The sequence below is a fragment of the Cellulosilyticum sp. I15G10I2 genome (genome assembly GCF_900095725.1).
Lineage (GTDB): Bacteria > Bacillota > Clostridia > Lachnospirales > Cellulosilyticaceae > FMMP01.
The window spans coordinates 352,532-368,861 of sequence record NZ_FMMP01000006.1 but is presented as its reverse complement, the minus strand read 5'-3'; the positions used below and the strand labels follow the sequence as shown (position 1 = coordinate 368,861).

22 protein-coding genes and 1 tRNA gene are annotated in these 16,330 nt (G+C 32.5%); 6 read left to right on the top strand and 17 right to left on the bottom strand.

What is annotated here, in order from left to right:
• Positions 1 to 88 precede the first annotated feature (88 nt).
• The 4 genes from BN3326_RS21360 to BN3326_RS01720 form a co-directional block, all read right to left on the bottom strand.
• Positions 89 to 247 carry a cyclic lactone autoinducer peptide gene (locus BN3326_RS21360; protein WP_083258460.1) on the bottom strand — a complete coding sequence of 53 codons (159 nt, stop codon included), beginning with the start codon at positions 245 to 247 and terminating at the stop codon, positions 89 to 91.
• Positions 244 to 831, bottom strand: coding sequence for an accessory gene regulator B family protein (locus BN3326_RS01730; protein WP_069997389.1), 588 nt, complete (start codon positions 829 to 831; stop codon positions 244 to 246). The genes BN3326_RS21360 and BN3326_RS01730 overlap by 4 nt, the downstream gene beginning before the upstream one ends.
• Positions 832 to 1,020: 189 nt before the next feature.
• On the bottom strand, positions 1,021 to 2,346 hold the full coding sequence (locus BN3326_RS01725) for an ATP-binding protein (RefSeq protein ID WP_069997388.1): 1,326 nt from the start codon (positions 2,344 to 2,346) through the stop codon (positions 1,021 to 1,023).
• A gap of 9 nt (positions 2,347 to 2,355) precedes the next feature.
• Complete coding sequence (locus BN3326_RS01720; RefSeq protein ID WP_083258458.1) at positions 2,356 to 3,093, bottom strand: LytR/AlgR family response regulator transcription factor; 738 nt, start codon at positions 3,091 to 3,093, stop codon at positions 2,356 to 2,358.
• A 192-nt stretch (positions 3,094 to 3,285) separates the two neighbouring features.
• Here BN3326_RS01720 and BN3326_RS01715 point away from each other — a divergent pair, with 192 nt between their 5' ends.
• From BN3326_RS01715 to BN3326_RS01695, 5 genes are all read left to right on the top strand, one after another.
• Positions 3,286 to 3,921, top strand: coding sequence for a lactate utilization protein (locus BN3326_RS01715; protein WP_069997386.1), 636 nt, complete (start codon positions 3,286 to 3,288; stop codon positions 3,919 to 3,921).
• Between the two features lie 93 nt (positions 3,922 to 4,014).
• A tRNA-Thr gene (locus BN3326_RS01710) sits at positions 4,015 to 4,087 on the top strand.
• 167 nt (positions 4,088 to 4,254) lie between these two features.
• Positions 4,255 to 4,806 carry a DUF2238 domain-containing protein gene (locus tag BN3326_RS01705; protein WP_069997385.1) on the top strand — a complete coding sequence of 184 codons (552 nt, stop codon included), beginning with the start codon at positions 4,255 to 4,257 and terminating at the stop codon, positions 4,804 to 4,806.
• Positions 4,807 to 4,888: 82 nt separating this feature from the next.
• Positions 4,889 to 5,395 (top strand): hypothetical protein, encoded by a 507-nt coding sequence (locus BN3326_RS01700; protein WP_069997384.1) that lies wholly within the window; start codon positions 4,889 to 4,891, stop codon positions 5,393 to 5,395.
• Positions 5,396 to 5,721: 326 nt separating this feature from the next.
• Positions 5,722 to 6,237 (top strand): hypothetical protein, encoded by a 516-nt coding sequence (locus BN3326_RS01695; RefSeq protein ID WP_069997383.1) that lies wholly within the window; start codon positions 5,722 to 5,724, stop codon positions 6,235 to 6,237.
• A gap of 23 nt (positions 6,238 to 6,260) precedes the next feature.
• Here BN3326_RS01695 and BN3326_RS01690 read toward each other — a convergent pair whose 3' ends face one another.
• The 5 genes from BN3326_RS01690 to BN3326_RS01670 form a co-directional block, all read right to left on the bottom strand.
• On the bottom strand, positions 6,261 to 6,875 hold the full coding sequence (locus BN3326_RS01690) for an ERF family protein (protein WP_083258457.1): 615 nt from the start codon (positions 6,873 to 6,875) through the stop codon (positions 6,261 to 6,263).
• Between the two features lie 260 nt (positions 6,876 to 7,135).
• Complete coding sequence (locus tag BN3326_RS01685; protein ID WP_069997382.1) at positions 7,136 to 8,206, bottom strand: polysaccharide deacetylase family protein; 1,071 nt, start codon at positions 8,204 to 8,206, stop codon at positions 7,136 to 7,138.
• Between the two features lie 141 nt (positions 8,207 to 8,347).
• Positions 8,348 to 9,403: a ComEC/Rec2 family competence protein gene (locus tag BN3326_RS01680; protein WP_069997381.1), complete on the bottom strand. Its 1,056-nt coding sequence runs from the start codon at positions 9,401 to 9,403 to the stop codon at positions 8,348 to 8,350.
• 116 nt (positions 9,404 to 9,519) lie between these two features.
• Positions 9,520 to 10,194: a TraX family protein gene (locus tag BN3326_RS01675; RefSeq protein ID WP_069997380.1), complete on the bottom strand. Its 675-nt coding sequence runs from the start codon at positions 10,192 to 10,194 to the stop codon at positions 9,520 to 9,522.
• A 119-nt stretch (positions 10,195 to 10,313) separates the two neighbouring features.
• A complete protein-coding gene (locus BN3326_RS01670; protein ID WP_069997379.1) occupies positions 10,314 to 10,628 on the bottom strand; it encodes a hypothetical protein in 315 nt (104 codons plus the stop codon).
• Between the two features lie 224 nt (positions 10,629 to 10,852).
• Here BN3326_RS01670 and BN3326_RS01665 point away from each other — a divergent pair, with 224 nt between their 5' ends.
• The gene (locus tag BN3326_RS01665) at positions 10,853 to 11,269 is read left to right on the top strand and encodes a transcriptional regulator PerR (protein WP_069997378.1); all 417 of its coding nucleotides are present in this window, start codon (positions 10,853 to 10,855) and stop codon (positions 11,267 to 11,269) included.
• 50 nt (positions 11,270 to 11,319) lie between these two features.
• Here BN3326_RS01665 and BN3326_RS01660 read toward each other — a convergent pair whose 3' ends face one another.
• The 8 genes from BN3326_RS01660 to BN3326_RS21835 all read right to left on the bottom strand — a co-directional run bounded on the left by BN3326_RS01660 (position 11,320) and on the right by BN3326_RS21835 (position 16,228).
• A complete protein-coding gene (locus BN3326_RS01660; RefSeq protein WP_242875953.1) occupies positions 11,320 to 12,480 on the bottom strand; it encodes a pyridoxal phosphate-dependent aminotransferase in 1,161 nt (386 codons plus the stop codon).
• A gap of 2 nt (positions 12,481 to 12,482) precedes the next feature.
• The gene (locus BN3326_RS01655; protein WP_069997377.1) at positions 12,483 to 12,968 is read right to left on the bottom strand and encodes an Lrp/AsnC family transcriptional regulator; all 486 of its coding nucleotides are present in this window, start codon (positions 12,966 to 12,968) and stop codon (positions 12,483 to 12,485) included.
• A gap of 198 nt (positions 12,969 to 13,166) precedes the next feature.
• Positions 13,167 to 13,523 carry a stage V sporulation protein AE gene (spoVAE, locus tag BN3326_RS01650; RefSeq protein ID WP_069998391.1) on the bottom strand — a complete coding sequence of 119 codons (357 nt, stop codon included), beginning with the start codon at positions 13,521 to 13,523 and terminating at the stop codon, positions 13,167 to 13,169.
• A gap of 20 nt (positions 13,524 to 13,543) precedes the next feature.
• The gene (gene spoVAD, locus BN3326_RS01645) at positions 13,544 to 14,551 is read right to left on the bottom strand and encodes a stage V sporulation protein AD (RefSeq protein WP_069997376.1); all 1,008 of its coding nucleotides are present in this window, start codon (positions 14,549 to 14,551) and stop codon (positions 13,544 to 13,546) included.
• A gap of 10 nt (positions 14,552 to 14,561) precedes the next feature.
• Entirely contained in the window at positions 14,562 to 15,005 is a 444-nt protein-coding gene (gene spoVAC / locus BN3326_RS01640) for a stage V sporulation protein AC (protein WP_069997375.1), read from the bottom strand.
• Between the two features lie 14 nt (positions 15,006 to 15,019).
• A complete protein-coding gene (locus tag BN3326_RS01635; RefSeq protein WP_069997374.1) occupies positions 15,020 to 15,457 on the bottom strand; it encodes a stage V sporulation protein AB in 438 nt (145 codons plus the stop codon).
• Positions 15,457 to 16,086, bottom strand: coding sequence for a stage V sporulation protein AA (locus BN3326_RS01630; protein WP_069997373.1), 630 nt, complete (start codon positions 16,084 to 16,086; stop codon positions 15,457 to 15,459). Before BN3326_RS01630 ends, BN3326_RS01635 begins: the two co-directional genes overlap by 1 nt.
• On the bottom strand, positions 16,052 to 16,228 hold the full coding sequence (locus BN3326_RS21835) for a hypothetical protein (RefSeq protein WP_171903739.1): 177 nt from the start codon (positions 16,226 to 16,228) through the stop codon (positions 16,052 to 16,054). The genes BN3326_RS01630 and BN3326_RS21835 overlap by 35 nt, the downstream gene beginning before the upstream one ends.
• Positions 16,229 to 16,330 lie beyond the last annotated feature (102 nt).

Here is a 16,330-nt window from a genome sequence, read left to right as displayed (position 1 = left end):
TTGTACACAAAAATAAAAAGAATGTCATCTGAATCTATCCAGATTTACATCCTTTTTATTTTTAAAGTGTTAAATTGTCTCATTATCTCTAGCTATGTTTTTGAGAGTCCATCTTTGCTTGTTTTAAAACGTTAGGCATTTCTGGTTCATATGTTATCCAGAATGACTTAGAACCACATGCTCCTTCTACCGCTTTATCAGCTGCTTTTGCAATTCCTCTTAATACTTTTTCTTTTAAATTTTTCATCTTAAATACCTCCTTTGTAATATGGTTATCATTAAAAAAATGGTAACTACTAGTTGCGTACAAGCTATAGTGAACCACAATTCTATCCCCTGGGGATATGCAAATATCCCTATAGCTGTTATCAAAGTATATATACTTATGAGCACCTTCGTTATAACACTATTTCTTTGCATTTCTTTTTCTGTCTTAGGATTCTTCTTGCTATTTAAAGGCGCTTTGCTATAAATCCCTATGTAAGAAATACTTGAAAATATGAAACTACAAATATACATATCAAATATAGCTGTACTATGTACTACAGTTATGATACTTAAATACGATAAGCATCCAATGCAATAGCACTTCCAGTACTGACTTGCATGAAAGCCTCCCGCATAACTTCTTATAGAACAAAATACAATTAAGAAAGTTACCGTAACAAGGATCTTATTTAAGAGAAGGCCTAATGTCAAAATAGTCCCTACTACTAATAAGCTGTTAACTAAAAGCTCAAGGCCATAGATATAGACTTCTCTGTCATCTTCAGATATAATTCTATTTCTCACAAGAATAAATGAAAAATCCTCACACATCGTTTTTATCATGTCCTCACCTCTTGAATTTACTATACACCTTTTTTTTACACTTGTGTTAATTTTTGTACGAATGGTATGATTTTTGGTACGAATAGTCATTTTTTTAATAACATATTACCAAAAAGCTCCTATTTAATTTTTGATTTAAAATCAATGTATTAAATAGGAGCTTTTATTAGGTTCTATAAAAGAATTATATTATTCATTAACTACCTTTAGCATAATCGAAAGACTAAAGCACTTATTCTCATAACTATACTGGAGGTATCCATCATATTTTTCAGCTATTTTCTTCATACTTAACATACCAAATCCATGTTTACTTTTATCTTTTTTTGTCGTTTGTAAATGCTCAATGTTTTTTAATTCTTCCCCTACAGCATTAATAATTTCTATAAGTAAATAATCTTTATAAGGTTTCATATGTACATGAATCTTTCGAGAATGCTTATCTCTAACCTTTAAATTTGCCTCGATAGCATTATCTAATCCATTACTCATCAAAGCACATAGGTCTATGGCATTGACACTCATATTTTCTCCTAAAAACCCATTAACATTGAATTGAATATCATGCTTTTTAGCTAGCATGTACTTTTGATTAATGACAGCATCTGCTATTTCATTACCTGTTTTTATATCAAAATGTACTTTTTCACTGTTTATTTTCATGTCATAAATGTATTGTCTTGCCCTCTTAATATTATCCATTTGAAGCAGCATATCAATACAGCTGATATGATTATTAAAATCATGCCAGATTTTTCTAATCTCTTTGTGGGATTCATCCTTTTCTAAGGTAGCTTTTATAAGCATTTCATTTTGATATTCAATAATCTCATATTGTTTTTCTTTCTCAAAATAGTTACACATATATTGGAAGGTCTGATAAACAGTTATACTTAGAACAAGTATACCAATAGAAATAATAACTAAAAATAAACCCGCTAGTTCATTTCCCTGGAGAATAATACCTATTTCTATGACAGCAATTATACTTACTAGTGCAATTGCAAAAACCCCCAATATCATATGCCAAAACTTTGCAGGTATGTCTCCTAGTGACTTTCGGGTTGTTTTAGCTATCAATTTAATAAGTATAAATGCTATAAGCTTTGCAAAGACAGAAAGCAAAATTCTATACCAATTACTCGATAAGGCAACAGTAACGATATCTATTTTAGTGATATACGAAATCAAAATGACACTTACAACGTCTATAAGCCCTAATCCTATATAATAAATGGTTCCCCAAAACAACTTAATTTTGAACTTTGCTTTATAAAGGATAGCTGTAACTATTATACAAATGCCATACCCAACTATTACCTTAAACGCAGAAAAAATACTGATTCTAGTTAAAGCAAAAGAAACTATACTACTCATTATAAGTATTACATAAACCATATACTCAGGTATATGTTCTTTTTTAACTATTACTTCATTTAAAAACATATATAAAAAAAATAGCTCTATTAAACAAAGACCATATTCAAATAAATTCCAAACTATTCCACTAATCATTTTTATCCCCTACCTCGCATAATTTGTAAATGCACGAAATACTTCATTAACCTTATACCGACTTATAGATAACTTCTCATTATTATCAAGTATAATATATAGCTTGTTAATAACTTTGATATATTTAACATTTACAATACAGCCTCTATGTATAGCTACAAAATCTTTGTCACTGAACTGATTGATAATATCTTGGAATCTTGTTACAGTTAATCTGTAATAATTATCAATCGTTTTTACTTCTACATGTCTGTTAATATACATAAAATATAAAATGTCCTGTATGGCTAACTTTATAGTTCCTTCTTTTGTTTTAAAAGAGTAGGTGCTTTTTTCATTTTCAAGCAACCTAAGTGCCTTACTTAAACATTCATCTAGCTCAATAAGTACATAGTTTTTTCTTATAAATCTAAAAGTATTAAATTGAAAGGTTTCATATACTCGATCTTCCATTGAGGTTAAAAAAATTAAAGTGACCTCTTTATTCATATTTCTGATACATTGTGCCGTCTCAATACCATCTATATAAGGCATATCAATGTCTAAAAATATAATATCAAAAGCGTAATGATCTTTGCTAAATTGTTCTAAAAGACTCCTTCCATTATTATAAATACTCACCTCACCGTTTACACAATGACTCACTAAATACTTCTCTATAAGATTTTCAAATTCTTTTAAGAATATATGGTTATCATCACAAAGTGCTATTTTTATCACCAACACCACCCCCTTTTTAATTGCCACTTTTCATAGATTAACTAATCGCCGCTCTCTAGTACACACTTTTCGCTCCTTTCTATATTATACATATTTTTTCAGGTTATGACACCTACTGCGATGAATAGTGTAAAAAATTGTATAAATGGTAAACTCCGCTTACTTTAAAAGTATGGTATAATAATATAGATTCAATTAATACATAGAGGGGGAATCATCTTGGATATAAAAAAGGAATATTATAAAGTTACTGCTGAGGCAATCATCAAGAAAATGTCACAGCGTAATCTACAAGCTTATTATGTAGATAACAAACATGAAGCTGCTCAAAAAGTCTGTTCATTAATAGAAGATAATGCTTCTATATCATGGGGTGGATCTATGACATTACTAGAAATTGGCTTACTTGAAAAACTTGCTGCTAATCCAAGCTATACTTTATTAGACCGCTCAAAGGTTAATCCAGATCAAGTAAGTGACCTCTATCATGATGCCCTTTCTTGTGATTACTATCTTATGAGCAGCAATGCTGTTACCTTAGATGGCAAGCTTGTAAATATAGACGGCACTGGTAATAGAGTAGCAGCACTCATTTATGGTCCTAAAAATGTTATTATTGTTGTTGGTATGAATAAAATTGTTTTCAATGAGCAAGAAGCGATTAGTCGTGTAAAGAATTTTGCCAGTCCTCTCAATGCACTTAGGCTTGAGAAAAATACCCCTTGTGCTAAAACAGGTGTATGTCATGATTGTCTTTCTCCTGATTGTATCTGTATGCATACAGTCATTACGCGTAATAGTCGAGAGAAAGATCGTATTAAAGTTATTTTAGTAGGTGAAAATCTAGGTTATTAAAGCACTTAACAATTCAAATAATTAAGACTTAATATAAAATAGGGAGAAATGTTGACAATCATTCCTCCCTATGCTATTATAAATAAGCATTTTGCTCTCGTGGCTCAGTAGGTAGAGCGTCGCCTTGGTAAGGCGGAGGTCGGCGGTTCAAGTCCGCTCGGGAGCTTACTCTTAAAAGCTTAAAACCCAATAAATGCAATGATTAGAGGACTTTTAAGTCCTCTTTTTTATTTATAAAGTTTCGCTCTATTTGCTTTTTGCAATAATACATACTTCTTAAATAAATGGGTTATTTTAAATATGTAACCTATATCAATAACTAGAGGTGCCCATATGGAATATAATAAATTATTAATGCTTATAACTATTATCTTTTCGTTAGTTATTTTAATTATCGGTATTGCTGACTTTGTTAAGAAGAAATATAGTTTTTTTATTGAGAATCTTGTATCTTATACTCTCTATTTAATTTTTTTAGCAGCACAATATAAGTTTGAATTTTATGCTAGGCCCTTTATTATAACCCTTGCCTTAATAACTATTATTGGAAACAATCTTATTGGTAAATATCTAAACTATTATTATCGTTCAAAGTATTACGATAGATTTTTACATGCTTTTGGGGCATTCTCTTATGCTTTATTTTTTTATGAAATATTAAATGAAACTATAACGCCCACAATCCATTCAAGGCTATATGTCTCTATCTTCGTAGCAACCATCGGTATTTCATATGGTTGTGTTTATGAAATATACGAATTTATTTTAGACTCTATAAGCAATTCAGATAATCAGCACGGCCTTATAGATACAAATTTTGATTTAATTTCAAATATAATAGGTTCAATAATTGCAGGTATCATTTCAGTACTAGTTTTCTTTTAGGTATGTTTTTTAAGTAGTACATACTTCTTTTAAGAAAGGTTACTTTAAATGTATAAGTTTCATAAATAATTAGAGGTGGTGTATGTGTAAAATAAATAATCTTAAATTTTTAATTACAACGTCATTATCAATCATTATCATTTTCACATCTGTTATTTTAAATGCCTCGGAGCTAGGGTCTATTTCTCCAGCTGAGCATAAAGAAACCATTAATCAATTCATTGGTGAGATTAAAGATGCGCAAAACCAATCACTTAATATTGCACAATCTGCCCTTAGAGATTCTATTGATACCAATCAACTTCAAGATCAAATTAGTATCATTAGTAATAACTTATCCTCACTTAACGAAAGAATCGAAGACTACGCCGATATTGTTCAAGGCCTCAATGAGCAAGATAGACAAGTCAGGCTTACTTTTAATTTTCTCAATCTTGTTAGAAGCAATTTATATACCCTGACCTTATTAACACGTGTAACAACTGATATACAAAGGCTTCAGCTGCTAGATGAATATTTTCGCACAAGAATAAATACGCTTGACACTCTTGAAATTCTGAAAGACCTTCTTGAAAAATATACTGATTAACATATTAAACTTACGTTTATTAGCGCCTTAGTTTTCTTCTACGATTAAAGTTGCATTGTAAATTATATTTCTTTTTCCATTAAGTTCAAATAGTATTTTACCCCTAACATATTTTATTTAATCTCCATAAATTCTCCATCATTATTAATTATAATAAAAAGTGTAATAAATACACGCTAATATTTTTCATTAACCCCCTCTTTGTAAAAGCTACTACTCCCCTAGTAGCTTTTTTATTTGCTAAAAATAAAGGACAAACATGGTCATAAAGATTTTAAAAATGGTTATCTTAAATAGATAAGTTTATCATTGACTAGAGGTGCCCCATGAAACAAAACTATTCATTTAAGTCATTTATCTCCATTATTTTATCTATAATTATTGCGTTTACTTTTGTCCCGCTGAGCGCTGATAGTATTCAGGATATTACTATAAGTAATGCCGAGCATAAACAAACAATTGAGCAATTTATTAGTGAAATAAAATCAATACAAAGACAAGTTTTTGATATCGCACAAGCGGCTCTTAGAGATCCAATTCCTGGGGATACCCAACTTGAAATACGCATTAATTTGATTAACAATAACATAGAAAGACTTAATAGAATGCTCCAAGACTACTTAGCAACTGTCCCTGATGTCAGTGACCAAAATAGACATGTTTTACTTACTTTTAACGTGCTTAATCTAGCTAAGAACAGCTTATATAGTCTCAGTTTATTAATCCGTGAAACATCTGATATAGAAAGACTTGCACTACTAGATGAGTATTTTCGTTCAAGAGTAACTTCTCTTGATACCCTTGCCATACTTGAAGCAATTCTTGAAAGATTTGATACTTAAAATTTTATTATAAAGCCAAAATATTAGGCCCCAACTTGTGTATCCGGTTTTTGTTCTAACCAATGTATAAGTTTATCATATTTTTCTTTAGATAAATCGTTAAGACTTTCAAGTTTAGACAATGATCTCAGAGCATTAGCATCAAAACCCTTTTTCATCCCTATCGTATAGAGTCTTGAAAGCTGTTTGGGTGTCACTTTATAGTTACCGTTTTTAGAAGTCTGAGTTTTATCAATACCACTTGCTAAATTGCCATCATCATCTTCATCTGTTGTCACAATGCCTAAAGCACATTGCAGTGAATAGCGTCTTAAATAAGTAACCGTAGCCATAGACTGCTGTACATTCCCTGTAATTTTAATTTGTAAAGGCTCAAATTCTATAAACTCTCCACTTTCATGAAGAAGCATGGTAGACACACTAATAACATCACCAGCTATGGTCCCATTCGTATTTTGTAAGAAGGATAAGCCATACTCCGCGAGGACGGGCCTTATAGCACCAACAATATCTTCTAGTGTCGTATAAGTTGATTTAAAAAATGGATTAGAAGATGTTCTTTTAAGGGTTTCAACTCTGCTCTGAAACTTAACCACTGCACTTGCAATATTTTTAATGCTTTCTGACTTATTAATCATTACTTCCCCTCCTTTTTCACTCTATTTTAACTGTTATAGAATACTTAATCCTTTAGCTTCTATCTTAAATATGCCTTTTGATAGATTTATAAATGCTATTGATTGTAAGCTATCTCTATAAATCTTATCTTCTCCCACATTTTATTTTTTAGTAAGGTATTTGATGGAGTAATTGTTCAGTTCATCCATTCTATCATAAATAAAAGTCTTCTTATATTTACTAAAATAATAAGAAGACTTTTATTTATGATAGAAATTTTCTATTTTTTTTGTGTCATTTTAACCGGAACTAAATCTGCTGTAATTTCTTTTGAGGTATACTGATTTTCATCCATCCATTTTAAAAATAATTCTAAGGTTTCTACAACGTATTTCATATCATGAAAAAGCACTACCTTAGGTTCTTTTTTTGAAGTTTTCATGTTCTTGATCGTTGTATTAAACGCTTTATGGGGATTATTGTATGCCCAATCTTTCGAGTCAATATTCCAATCCCATATACGATACTCGTGGCTTACGAGATTAAGATATTGTTTTAAGGTTAGATGTGGATTGCTGCCAAAAGGCGTTCTTATTAGACAGCTTCTAAAGCCTACGATACTTTCAAGTGTTTCATTAGTCTGCTCCATTTCTTTAAGTGGACCATCATGTCCACAATAAAATGTATGAGGTTTATGTGTTACGCCGTGTAATCCTACTGCATGGCCTCTTTCTACGATATGTTTAACACTTTCTGGATTTTTTTTCATTGCACCGTCTAACATAAAAAATGTAGCTTTTACCTGATATTTATCCAGTAATTCTAACAGCTTGTCTGTATATGGGCTTGGACCATCATCAAAAGTTAAATAAATAACTTTATGGTGTGCTTTTTCTTTCTGAGTCGCCTTTTCGTCTTGTTCTTGAAGCTTTTCACTACTTGTAATACTAATGATTGGCCCATCAGACTTAAAACTAACTTTATAGCCAAAATATTCTGCTACTAAACGCATTGGTACCATTATATCGTTATTCTTGCTAACTACCATATAGCGCTCAACATTTAACCAGTCTGTTGTAAGGGTATTGTCGTGCAGATTTAGAATCATTATTTTCTCATCTTTATTCAGCTGAACCTGCCCTATTTCATTCATCCAATACATATCGATATTGAGTGCGGGTTCTAAAAACTTAACTGAAATATATGCAACGCCATTTACCATATCAATCTGTCCTTCCTCCCGTGATATGAGCTTGTCGTTGACTACAACAGATATTTCTCGATCTTTGGCATATACTATTCCACTAAAAAAGCTAGAACATAACATAATTATTATAAAAATCTTTTTCATCTGCATCACCACATTGTTCTGAATTATATTCTTTTGAATTTGCTTGTTATGTGCACTCATTTATTATTAGCATTTTTTATAAATAAATACTTTTATAAATAAAAAATAAACCTAGCTATCAAAGACTAGGTTATTAATCATTTAGTAACACTTATTACAAGCTGTTCGGTCACCTACATCCTCTAGTGTTCCTTGTTGTGGTGACTTCATCCCAGAGCAACTTAATAGACTATGATATTTCTTACTATTCTTAGTAAAAAAAACTTTTGCATAGGTTGTGTGTGTTACTACTTTTTGAGGCTGTTTATTAGTCTCTACATTTTGTTTAGACTTTTTACTTTCTCCTGATAAATAACTATTTGGCAATTGCTTGGTAGTAACGCCATTCCCTGTAGAAACAAAGATAAGATTACCGCCTTCATCCGTTCTATAAACCGGAATCGCTAACTGCTCTAGTACCTCCATTGTTTCTGCATGAGGATGTCCATATTTATTCCGCTCTCCAACCGTTATTACAGCATACTTAGGCTCTATTTGTATTAAAAACGCTTTGTCGCTTGAACTTCTTGAGCCATGATGACCTATTTTAATAAGATCTACTTTGCCTACATTGATATTTCTTTCAATCTCTTTATCTACATCACCCATAAATAACAACTTATCCTTACCATTGGTATACAGCAGCACAAGTGATGTATTATTCACATCTTTAGCACTTGCTACACTAAGTACTTTAAAATCAGCATTACCCATCTTAAAGGTGCTGTTTAAAAGTGGAACGCTAGGTGTCAGTCCTTTATTCATTAATGCTTCAATAAAATCTCTATAAGTTTTTGTATCCGCCTTACCATTCCCTACATAAACAGCATTAACTGCAAACTGGTCAATGACAGCATCTAATCCCCCTATATGATCTGCATCCGGATGTGTAACGAAAACATACTCAAATTGTTTTATGCCTTGATTTTTGATATATGCTGCAATAAGTTCTTCATCATCATTATCTCCCCCATCAATTAAAGCGGCATTATCTCCTTGTTTAATAAGTATTGCATCTGAATTTCCAGTATCTATAAAATGTATCTCTGTACGCACTGCTTGTTCTTTATTGAACTGGCACCCCGTATTAAAACTGATAAAGATTGCTATTAAAACAAGTTGAAGTCTAGTGATCCAATGTATATAGTTTTTTTTCATTTTAGCTCCTATTCTGATTATAATCTTCTGCCTTTTTTCTCTTAAATAGCCTTACACTAAGTCTTGCTCTGCTATTAAAAAATATCTATATTTATCGTTATCACCCTCTTCAATTCTCACTGTACCCACTTAATGAAGCTTAAAACAAGCATATGTAGAGGATAAAAAATATAGAAAAAATATTTAAACTGCTTAAGCGGTAAGTCCTTTAATGCAATAATAATTAAAAAGGCTGGTAAACCTAGAAGCTGTACTTTTATTTGATCTGCTCTTCCTATAAAAAAAAGTGAAAATGTCGCTGCAGCCAGCATTATAAATGTTAAAAGTATATCTTTGCGCATGATATAAAACTCATAAAATACTAACACTAGGCATATCGCATAAGCACCATAGTCACATCTTAATAGCGTTGTTAAGATAAGTATTACATTAATACCTAAAATATTTATCATTTTATTATCACATGTATGATTTCTAATAGTTTTGTATAAGCGAAGTGTACACAGTGCCCCTAAAAATGTAAAACCAATATTAAAATGCATAAAATTAAAGTAAACTGGATTTGTAACATACATCATCATCCAGAAGGGAATTTGTGATACAATGGCAAAAACTCCCATACGCTCAAAATATTTTTCATATGAAGTTGTTTTATAGAATCCTTGCGCAACACAATATGCAAATATAGGCATAGATAACCGGCCTATTATTCTATACCCAAATTGATCTTGAAAAAAAACCATTCCTAGATGATCTATAAGCATTAATGCAGCAGCTATTATTTTTAACATCCGTATCTTCACCTCTTAAAAATTATTATAGTATGCAACAAATTCTAATGCAACTTTTAAAAGAACTAAAAACAATGCTATAATCTCTAATGGAGCTATAGCATTGTTTTTATCATACTCTATAAATATTTTTTAACTTGACTTAAGACTTTCTTAATTTGCTTATTACCTTCAAACATTTCATCTGCTATCTTAGATGCAATAATCTCACTTATTTCTGCTTTAACTCTTTGATCTATAAAGGCTAAATCCATCTGAATATTCCCCAGTACAATATAGAGTGCAATTCTTTCCTTCTCATCTAGCATATCCTCATACTGCATTAAAATTTGACTTGTAGCATCTTCAATATCACAACCTTCTTCCATGTAACTATCCCATTCTTCTTGTATATATTCTAAAAAATCAAATTCAATGCTACTTAGGTCAATCATATTTTCTTCCCCCTAATACATCTATTTATTGTATGTTTATTAACATACTAGGATAAATATAACAGAAAATATAAGATTTACTTATAAGCGTCTTGTTCTACTACATCAAAATTTTACTATTTTCTAAAATACTGAGAAAAATTTGTTTTCACCCATTGCATTTTAACTATTATTATATTATAATCAAAATTATATAATAATAATTATTAGTTAGGATGATATTTATGTTAGAACTAACAACTATTTTAAAAGACCATAACCTTAAAGTAACACCCCAAAGACTTTCTATTTTTAGAATGCTGCGTAATACGTCTGCACACCCAAGTGCTGAAACCATCTATACAACTCTACATGATGAATATCCTACTATGAGCCTTGCAACAGTTTATAAGACACTAGATGCACTAGTTAAACACGGCTTAGTCCAACAATTAAATATTGGTGAAGATAGTTATAGGTATGATGCCGACACTTCACCCCATCCGCACATCAAATGTATGGCCTGCCATAAGGTTGTAGATATGCATCATGTCCAAAGTGTAGCGCAGCTTAGAGAAGAAGTTGCCTCTCTTACACAATTTGATTTGTCTCATGAACAACTCTATTTTTACGGTATTTGCCCAGAATGTAAACAGCATTAATAAAAGTATAAAAAATAAGCTACATATGTAGCTTATTTTTTATACTTTTATTATAATATTTTATGAAGAAACTTTTCGATACGCGTTAAAGCTTCTTTAAGTTCATCAACAGAATACGCATAGGAGCACCTTATAAAGCCTTCTCCATAGCCTCCAAATGCTGTTCCAGGAACTACTGCAACTTTTTGATCCTTAAGCAGCTCTTCGCAGAATCCTTCGCTAGTAAGCCCAGTTTTTTGTATAGATGGAAAGACATAAAAAGCGCCTTCAGGCTCAAAACAAGATAAGCCCATTCCTCTAAATCTATCAACCATCAATCTTCGTCTCTGATCATAGGCTTTTCTCATCATTTTCACATCTTCATCACCATTTTTCATAGCTTCTATAGCTGCATACTGGCTAGTAGTTGGCGCACACATAATCGTAAACTGATGCATTTTGGTCATGGCACTTATAATGGCCTCTGGGCCTAATGCATACCCAAGTCGCCAGCCTGTCATCGCATAAGCTTTTGAGAATCCACTTAATATGATAGTTCGCTCATACATGCCCTCAATATTAGCAATCGAAACATGCTCTTTACCGTAAGTAAGCTCTGCATAAATCTCATCCGATATTACTATAATATTTTTATCACGAATCACATCAGCTATTTTTTCTAACTCTTCTCTCTCCATAATAGCTCCTGTTGGATTATTTGGATAAGGCAAGATAAGAATTTTAGTTTGAGGGGTTATGTATCTTTCTAGTTCCTCTGGCGTAAGCTTGAAATTGTTTTCTTCTTTTGTAGGAATAACCACAGGTGTTCCACCTGCAAATAATGTACAGGGTTTATACGATACAAAACAAGGCTCAGGAATAAGCACTTCATCTCCTGGCTCAATAAGCGTTCTAAGAGCTACATCAATCCCCTCACTGCCACCTACAGTTACAAGGGTTTGTTGAGTTGCTGAATAGTCTAGATCAAACCTTCTTTTCATATACTGGCAAATTGCCTGTCTAAGCTCTAATAAACCTGCATTTGCAGAATAAATCGTTCTACCTTTTTCTAATGAATAAATGCCTTCTTCTCTAATATGCCAAGGAGTATCAAAATCTGGTTCTCCAACACCAAGAGAAATGGCATCACCCATTTCATTTACAATATCAAAAAACTTTCTGATGCCAGACGGCGGAACATCCCTCACTTGTTTTGAAATCATTTGTTCTATGTTCATGGTGATATAATCATCCTTTCATCTTTTTTACTTTCTTCAAAAATGACACCGTAATCCTTATATTTCTTAAGCACAAAATGAGTAGCTGTACTTAGGACTGACTCTAAAGGTGCTAGCTTCTGTCCAACAAACAATGCAACCTCTTTCATTGTCTTTCCTTCAATGATAACAGTAAAATCAAAACCACCCGACATCAGATAAACAGCTTTAACCTCTTTAAATTTATAAATGCGTTCTGCGACCCTATCAAATCCTTCACCTCTTTGAGGTGTAACACGCACCTCTATAAGTGCTGTAACAATATCTTTTTTATCGGTCTTATCCCAGTTTATAAGCACACTGTACCCGCATATAATTTGTTCTTTTTCCATCTCCGCTATATCTTTTTTTACGGCTTCTATATCTAATCCTAACATTGTGGCTATATCACTGGCAGTATACTTACTATTTTCTTGTAAAAGTTCTAAAATATCATTTTTCATATAGACATCTCCTTTTAATCATATAAATACTATTATAATGAATTATATATCTATTTTCCAGTCTAATTCTATAATTCATTATTGATTATTAATTAAGTACTATTGAATACTTTAATATTATTCACACAATTATGTAATGATAATATCCCATATTGCCTAATATTCTATAGTAAATATGCAGATATTATCTTATTTATATCAAGATTTACTTTTAGGATTCGCAAAAACAGCAGCTGTATAGCCAAAAACTACAGCTGCTGTAATACCTGCCGCTGTGGCTTTAATACCTCCCGAAAAAGCACCCATAAAACCTTGTTTACCAACTTCTTCTATTGCCCCTTTTGCAAGTGCATAGCCAAACCCTGAGATGGGTACGGATGCACCTGCTCCCGCAAAATCAATAATAGGTTGATATAATCCAAGTGCATGAAGTATAGCCCCTCCGATTACAAATGAAACCATTATCTTTCCTGTCGTAAGATGTGCCCGATCAAGCAGGATTTGCCCAAGTACACAAATAGCTCCTCCTACAATAAATGCTCTTACATATTCCATAACGTCCATATACTTACCTCCTATTCCATTACAATACTTACTGCGTGTGCAATACCCGGTATGGTATGACCTTGCTGTGTACTTCCAGGACTCATCAGAGCACCTGTAGGCACTAAAAGTATTTTCTTTAAATGCCCCTTTAATAGCTGGGAGTAGAAGTATCCAGCAAATACTGAACCACTGCACCCACAGCCACTTCCTCCACAATGTGTATCTTCCACCTTATCATCATAGATCAACTTCCCACAATCATTAATAACACCTTGAAGGTCTGTGCCTAACTTACCAGCTATGTCCACTGCAATATCAAGTCCACAGTTTCCTAAATCTCCTGTAATAATAGCATCAAAATCACTTGGCTTTTGATGGGTATCTTCTAAATGCGTAAGAATCGTATCAACTGCTGCTGGTGCCATAGCTGCTCCCATGTTGAAGGTGTCTTTTATACCTAAGTCTACCATTTTACCTGGTGTAATCGCTGTTATTTTAGGGCCTTTTCCAGCATTTGCAATAAGTACAAAGCCGCTTGCTGTAGCAGTCCATTGCTGTGTCATTGTTCTTTGTCCAGCATATTCTAATGGGAATCTAAATTGTTTTTCTGCCGCGCAGTTATGGCTGCTTGTACCTGCCATAACTAAATCAGCCATGCCTCCGGCTATCGCCATACTTGCAAGACACATAGATTCACCCATGGTAGAGCACGCACCATACAAACCAAAAAATGGAATATTAAAGTCCATTAAGCCAAATGTACTTGCAATAACTTGATTTTGCAAATCTCCTGCAAATAAATACTGTACATCCTGCGGTGTTTTGTTCGCTTTACTAAGTAGCCCTTGCACAGTTTGCGTAATCAGTTTGCTCTCTGCTTTTTCCCAACTATCCTCACCTAAAAGCTCATCTTGTAGTTTATTGTCAAAATACTCTCCCAAAGGACCCTGCACTTCTCTTGGCCCTGCACTTGCATAAGCGCAAGTAATGACTGGGGGATTATTAAATGTGATTGTTTGTTTCCCTACGTGTCCCATATGTGTCCTCCTATACAAAATAATAGATAATACCTATTACAACACTTATTAGTGTCCCAAATACAATAACCGGGCCAGCTATAATAAATAGCTTGGCACCTAATCCGTAGATATACCCTTCTTTTTTGAATTCCATAGCTGCACTTACCATAGAATTAGCAAATCCAGTAATTGGAATAAGTGCACCTGCACCGCCATACTTACCTAGATTATCATAAACATTAAAAGCTGTTAAAATAGTACTTATAAGTATTAGGGTAACAGTTGTAAGCATTTTAGCCTGTTCAAGTTCCATACCATAATTCATATATAAGTTAGTAAGACCTTGCCCAAAGGTACAAATAACGCCACCCACCCAAAAAGCTCTTAAAGAATTTCTTAGTACATCATTTTTTGGGGAATATTGTTTAACAATATCTTGATACTTACTTTTTAGCTGTTTTACATTTGCCATTATTTTATCTCCTTTTAACTAAGTTCTGTAAATATAGGATATAGCCAAAAATAAAGTGAGCCTATAAGTTTACCTATTGCAAGCGCAAACACCATAAGAGTTACCCCTTTTTTAATCTTTATTCGTCTGTCTGAAATTGGAAAAACATCTAATACTTCCGCTAAAGCGATAATCAGTACGCCCGTAAATATACCGGACGTTAAACCAAACAGACCAATAAATAAATTAGAAACAGGAATAATAATAGGCCATATTGAAAGAACACTTCCAATAAAAGTACCGAGCATGATGGCACTTCCATACAGAATATGATGCTCAGAAGTTTGTGTTCTATGCGCCATAAGCGGAATAATTCCTATAATTGTAATAAATGCAATAATCCCTCCGGAAAGAATAATACCTATTCCAAGCCCCCATATAATCTGAAGTATTTTAGATATCATCTCCTGCATTACGGTTTCCCTCTCTTTTTAACTATCATACTGTCTATCATACTCGTTTCAACATTATTCTCATATTGATCAATTTCTACCTGCATAGGACTTGGGTCGTCAGTAAGCTTCTTTTTGCCTATATGGTTAAAGAATGTAATAATCCCTACAGCAATACCTATTGAATAGGGAATGGTAATCCATACGGGATTTTCAACTTCTTCTCCAGTAAATATTCTATTTACAACTACAAAAGTCTTATCCAGAGCCGCATCCTTCATATAAGCCATAATAGCAAGTGTCGCCCCTGCAAATATAATAACACTTACAATAATCATCTTCGTCCATTCCCAAAGTGAGTTTTCCTTAGGCACTTTGGGCACATAATCAATCAGCACCTCAGGATCTCCGACATTTTGAATAATTACATCCGGAAAAGCATTTAAAATAACTTTAATAATATCTATGATTGTAATAAGATACTTGTCTTTTTTATTGAGATTCTTAATCTTAAGTATAAGAAGTGAATTAATCTGATTTTTTACAGCTGATGAAGCATGAATATCTGCAATGTCTTTAATATAAACACCCGATTTTTCTGCTATTGTTGTTTTTTTATAAGGTCTTATATAAATAACGTGCTGTTTCATTGATATTCCCCTCTTCCTTCATCACAAAAATACCATTTTGATAAGTCGCATATTCAGTAAAGTTCAAATAAATGTATTTTGTAATAAGCCCTCCCAAGATGAGAACACCACAAACAGTAAGAATAAATAGCGCTTTTTTCATGTTTTAAACCTCCATCTTAATCCATTTTATACCGTTATAGTTTTAACCTTTTATAGCAATATTATTCGCTGTATTTGAAGTTAAGCCCCTAGAAAACCTATT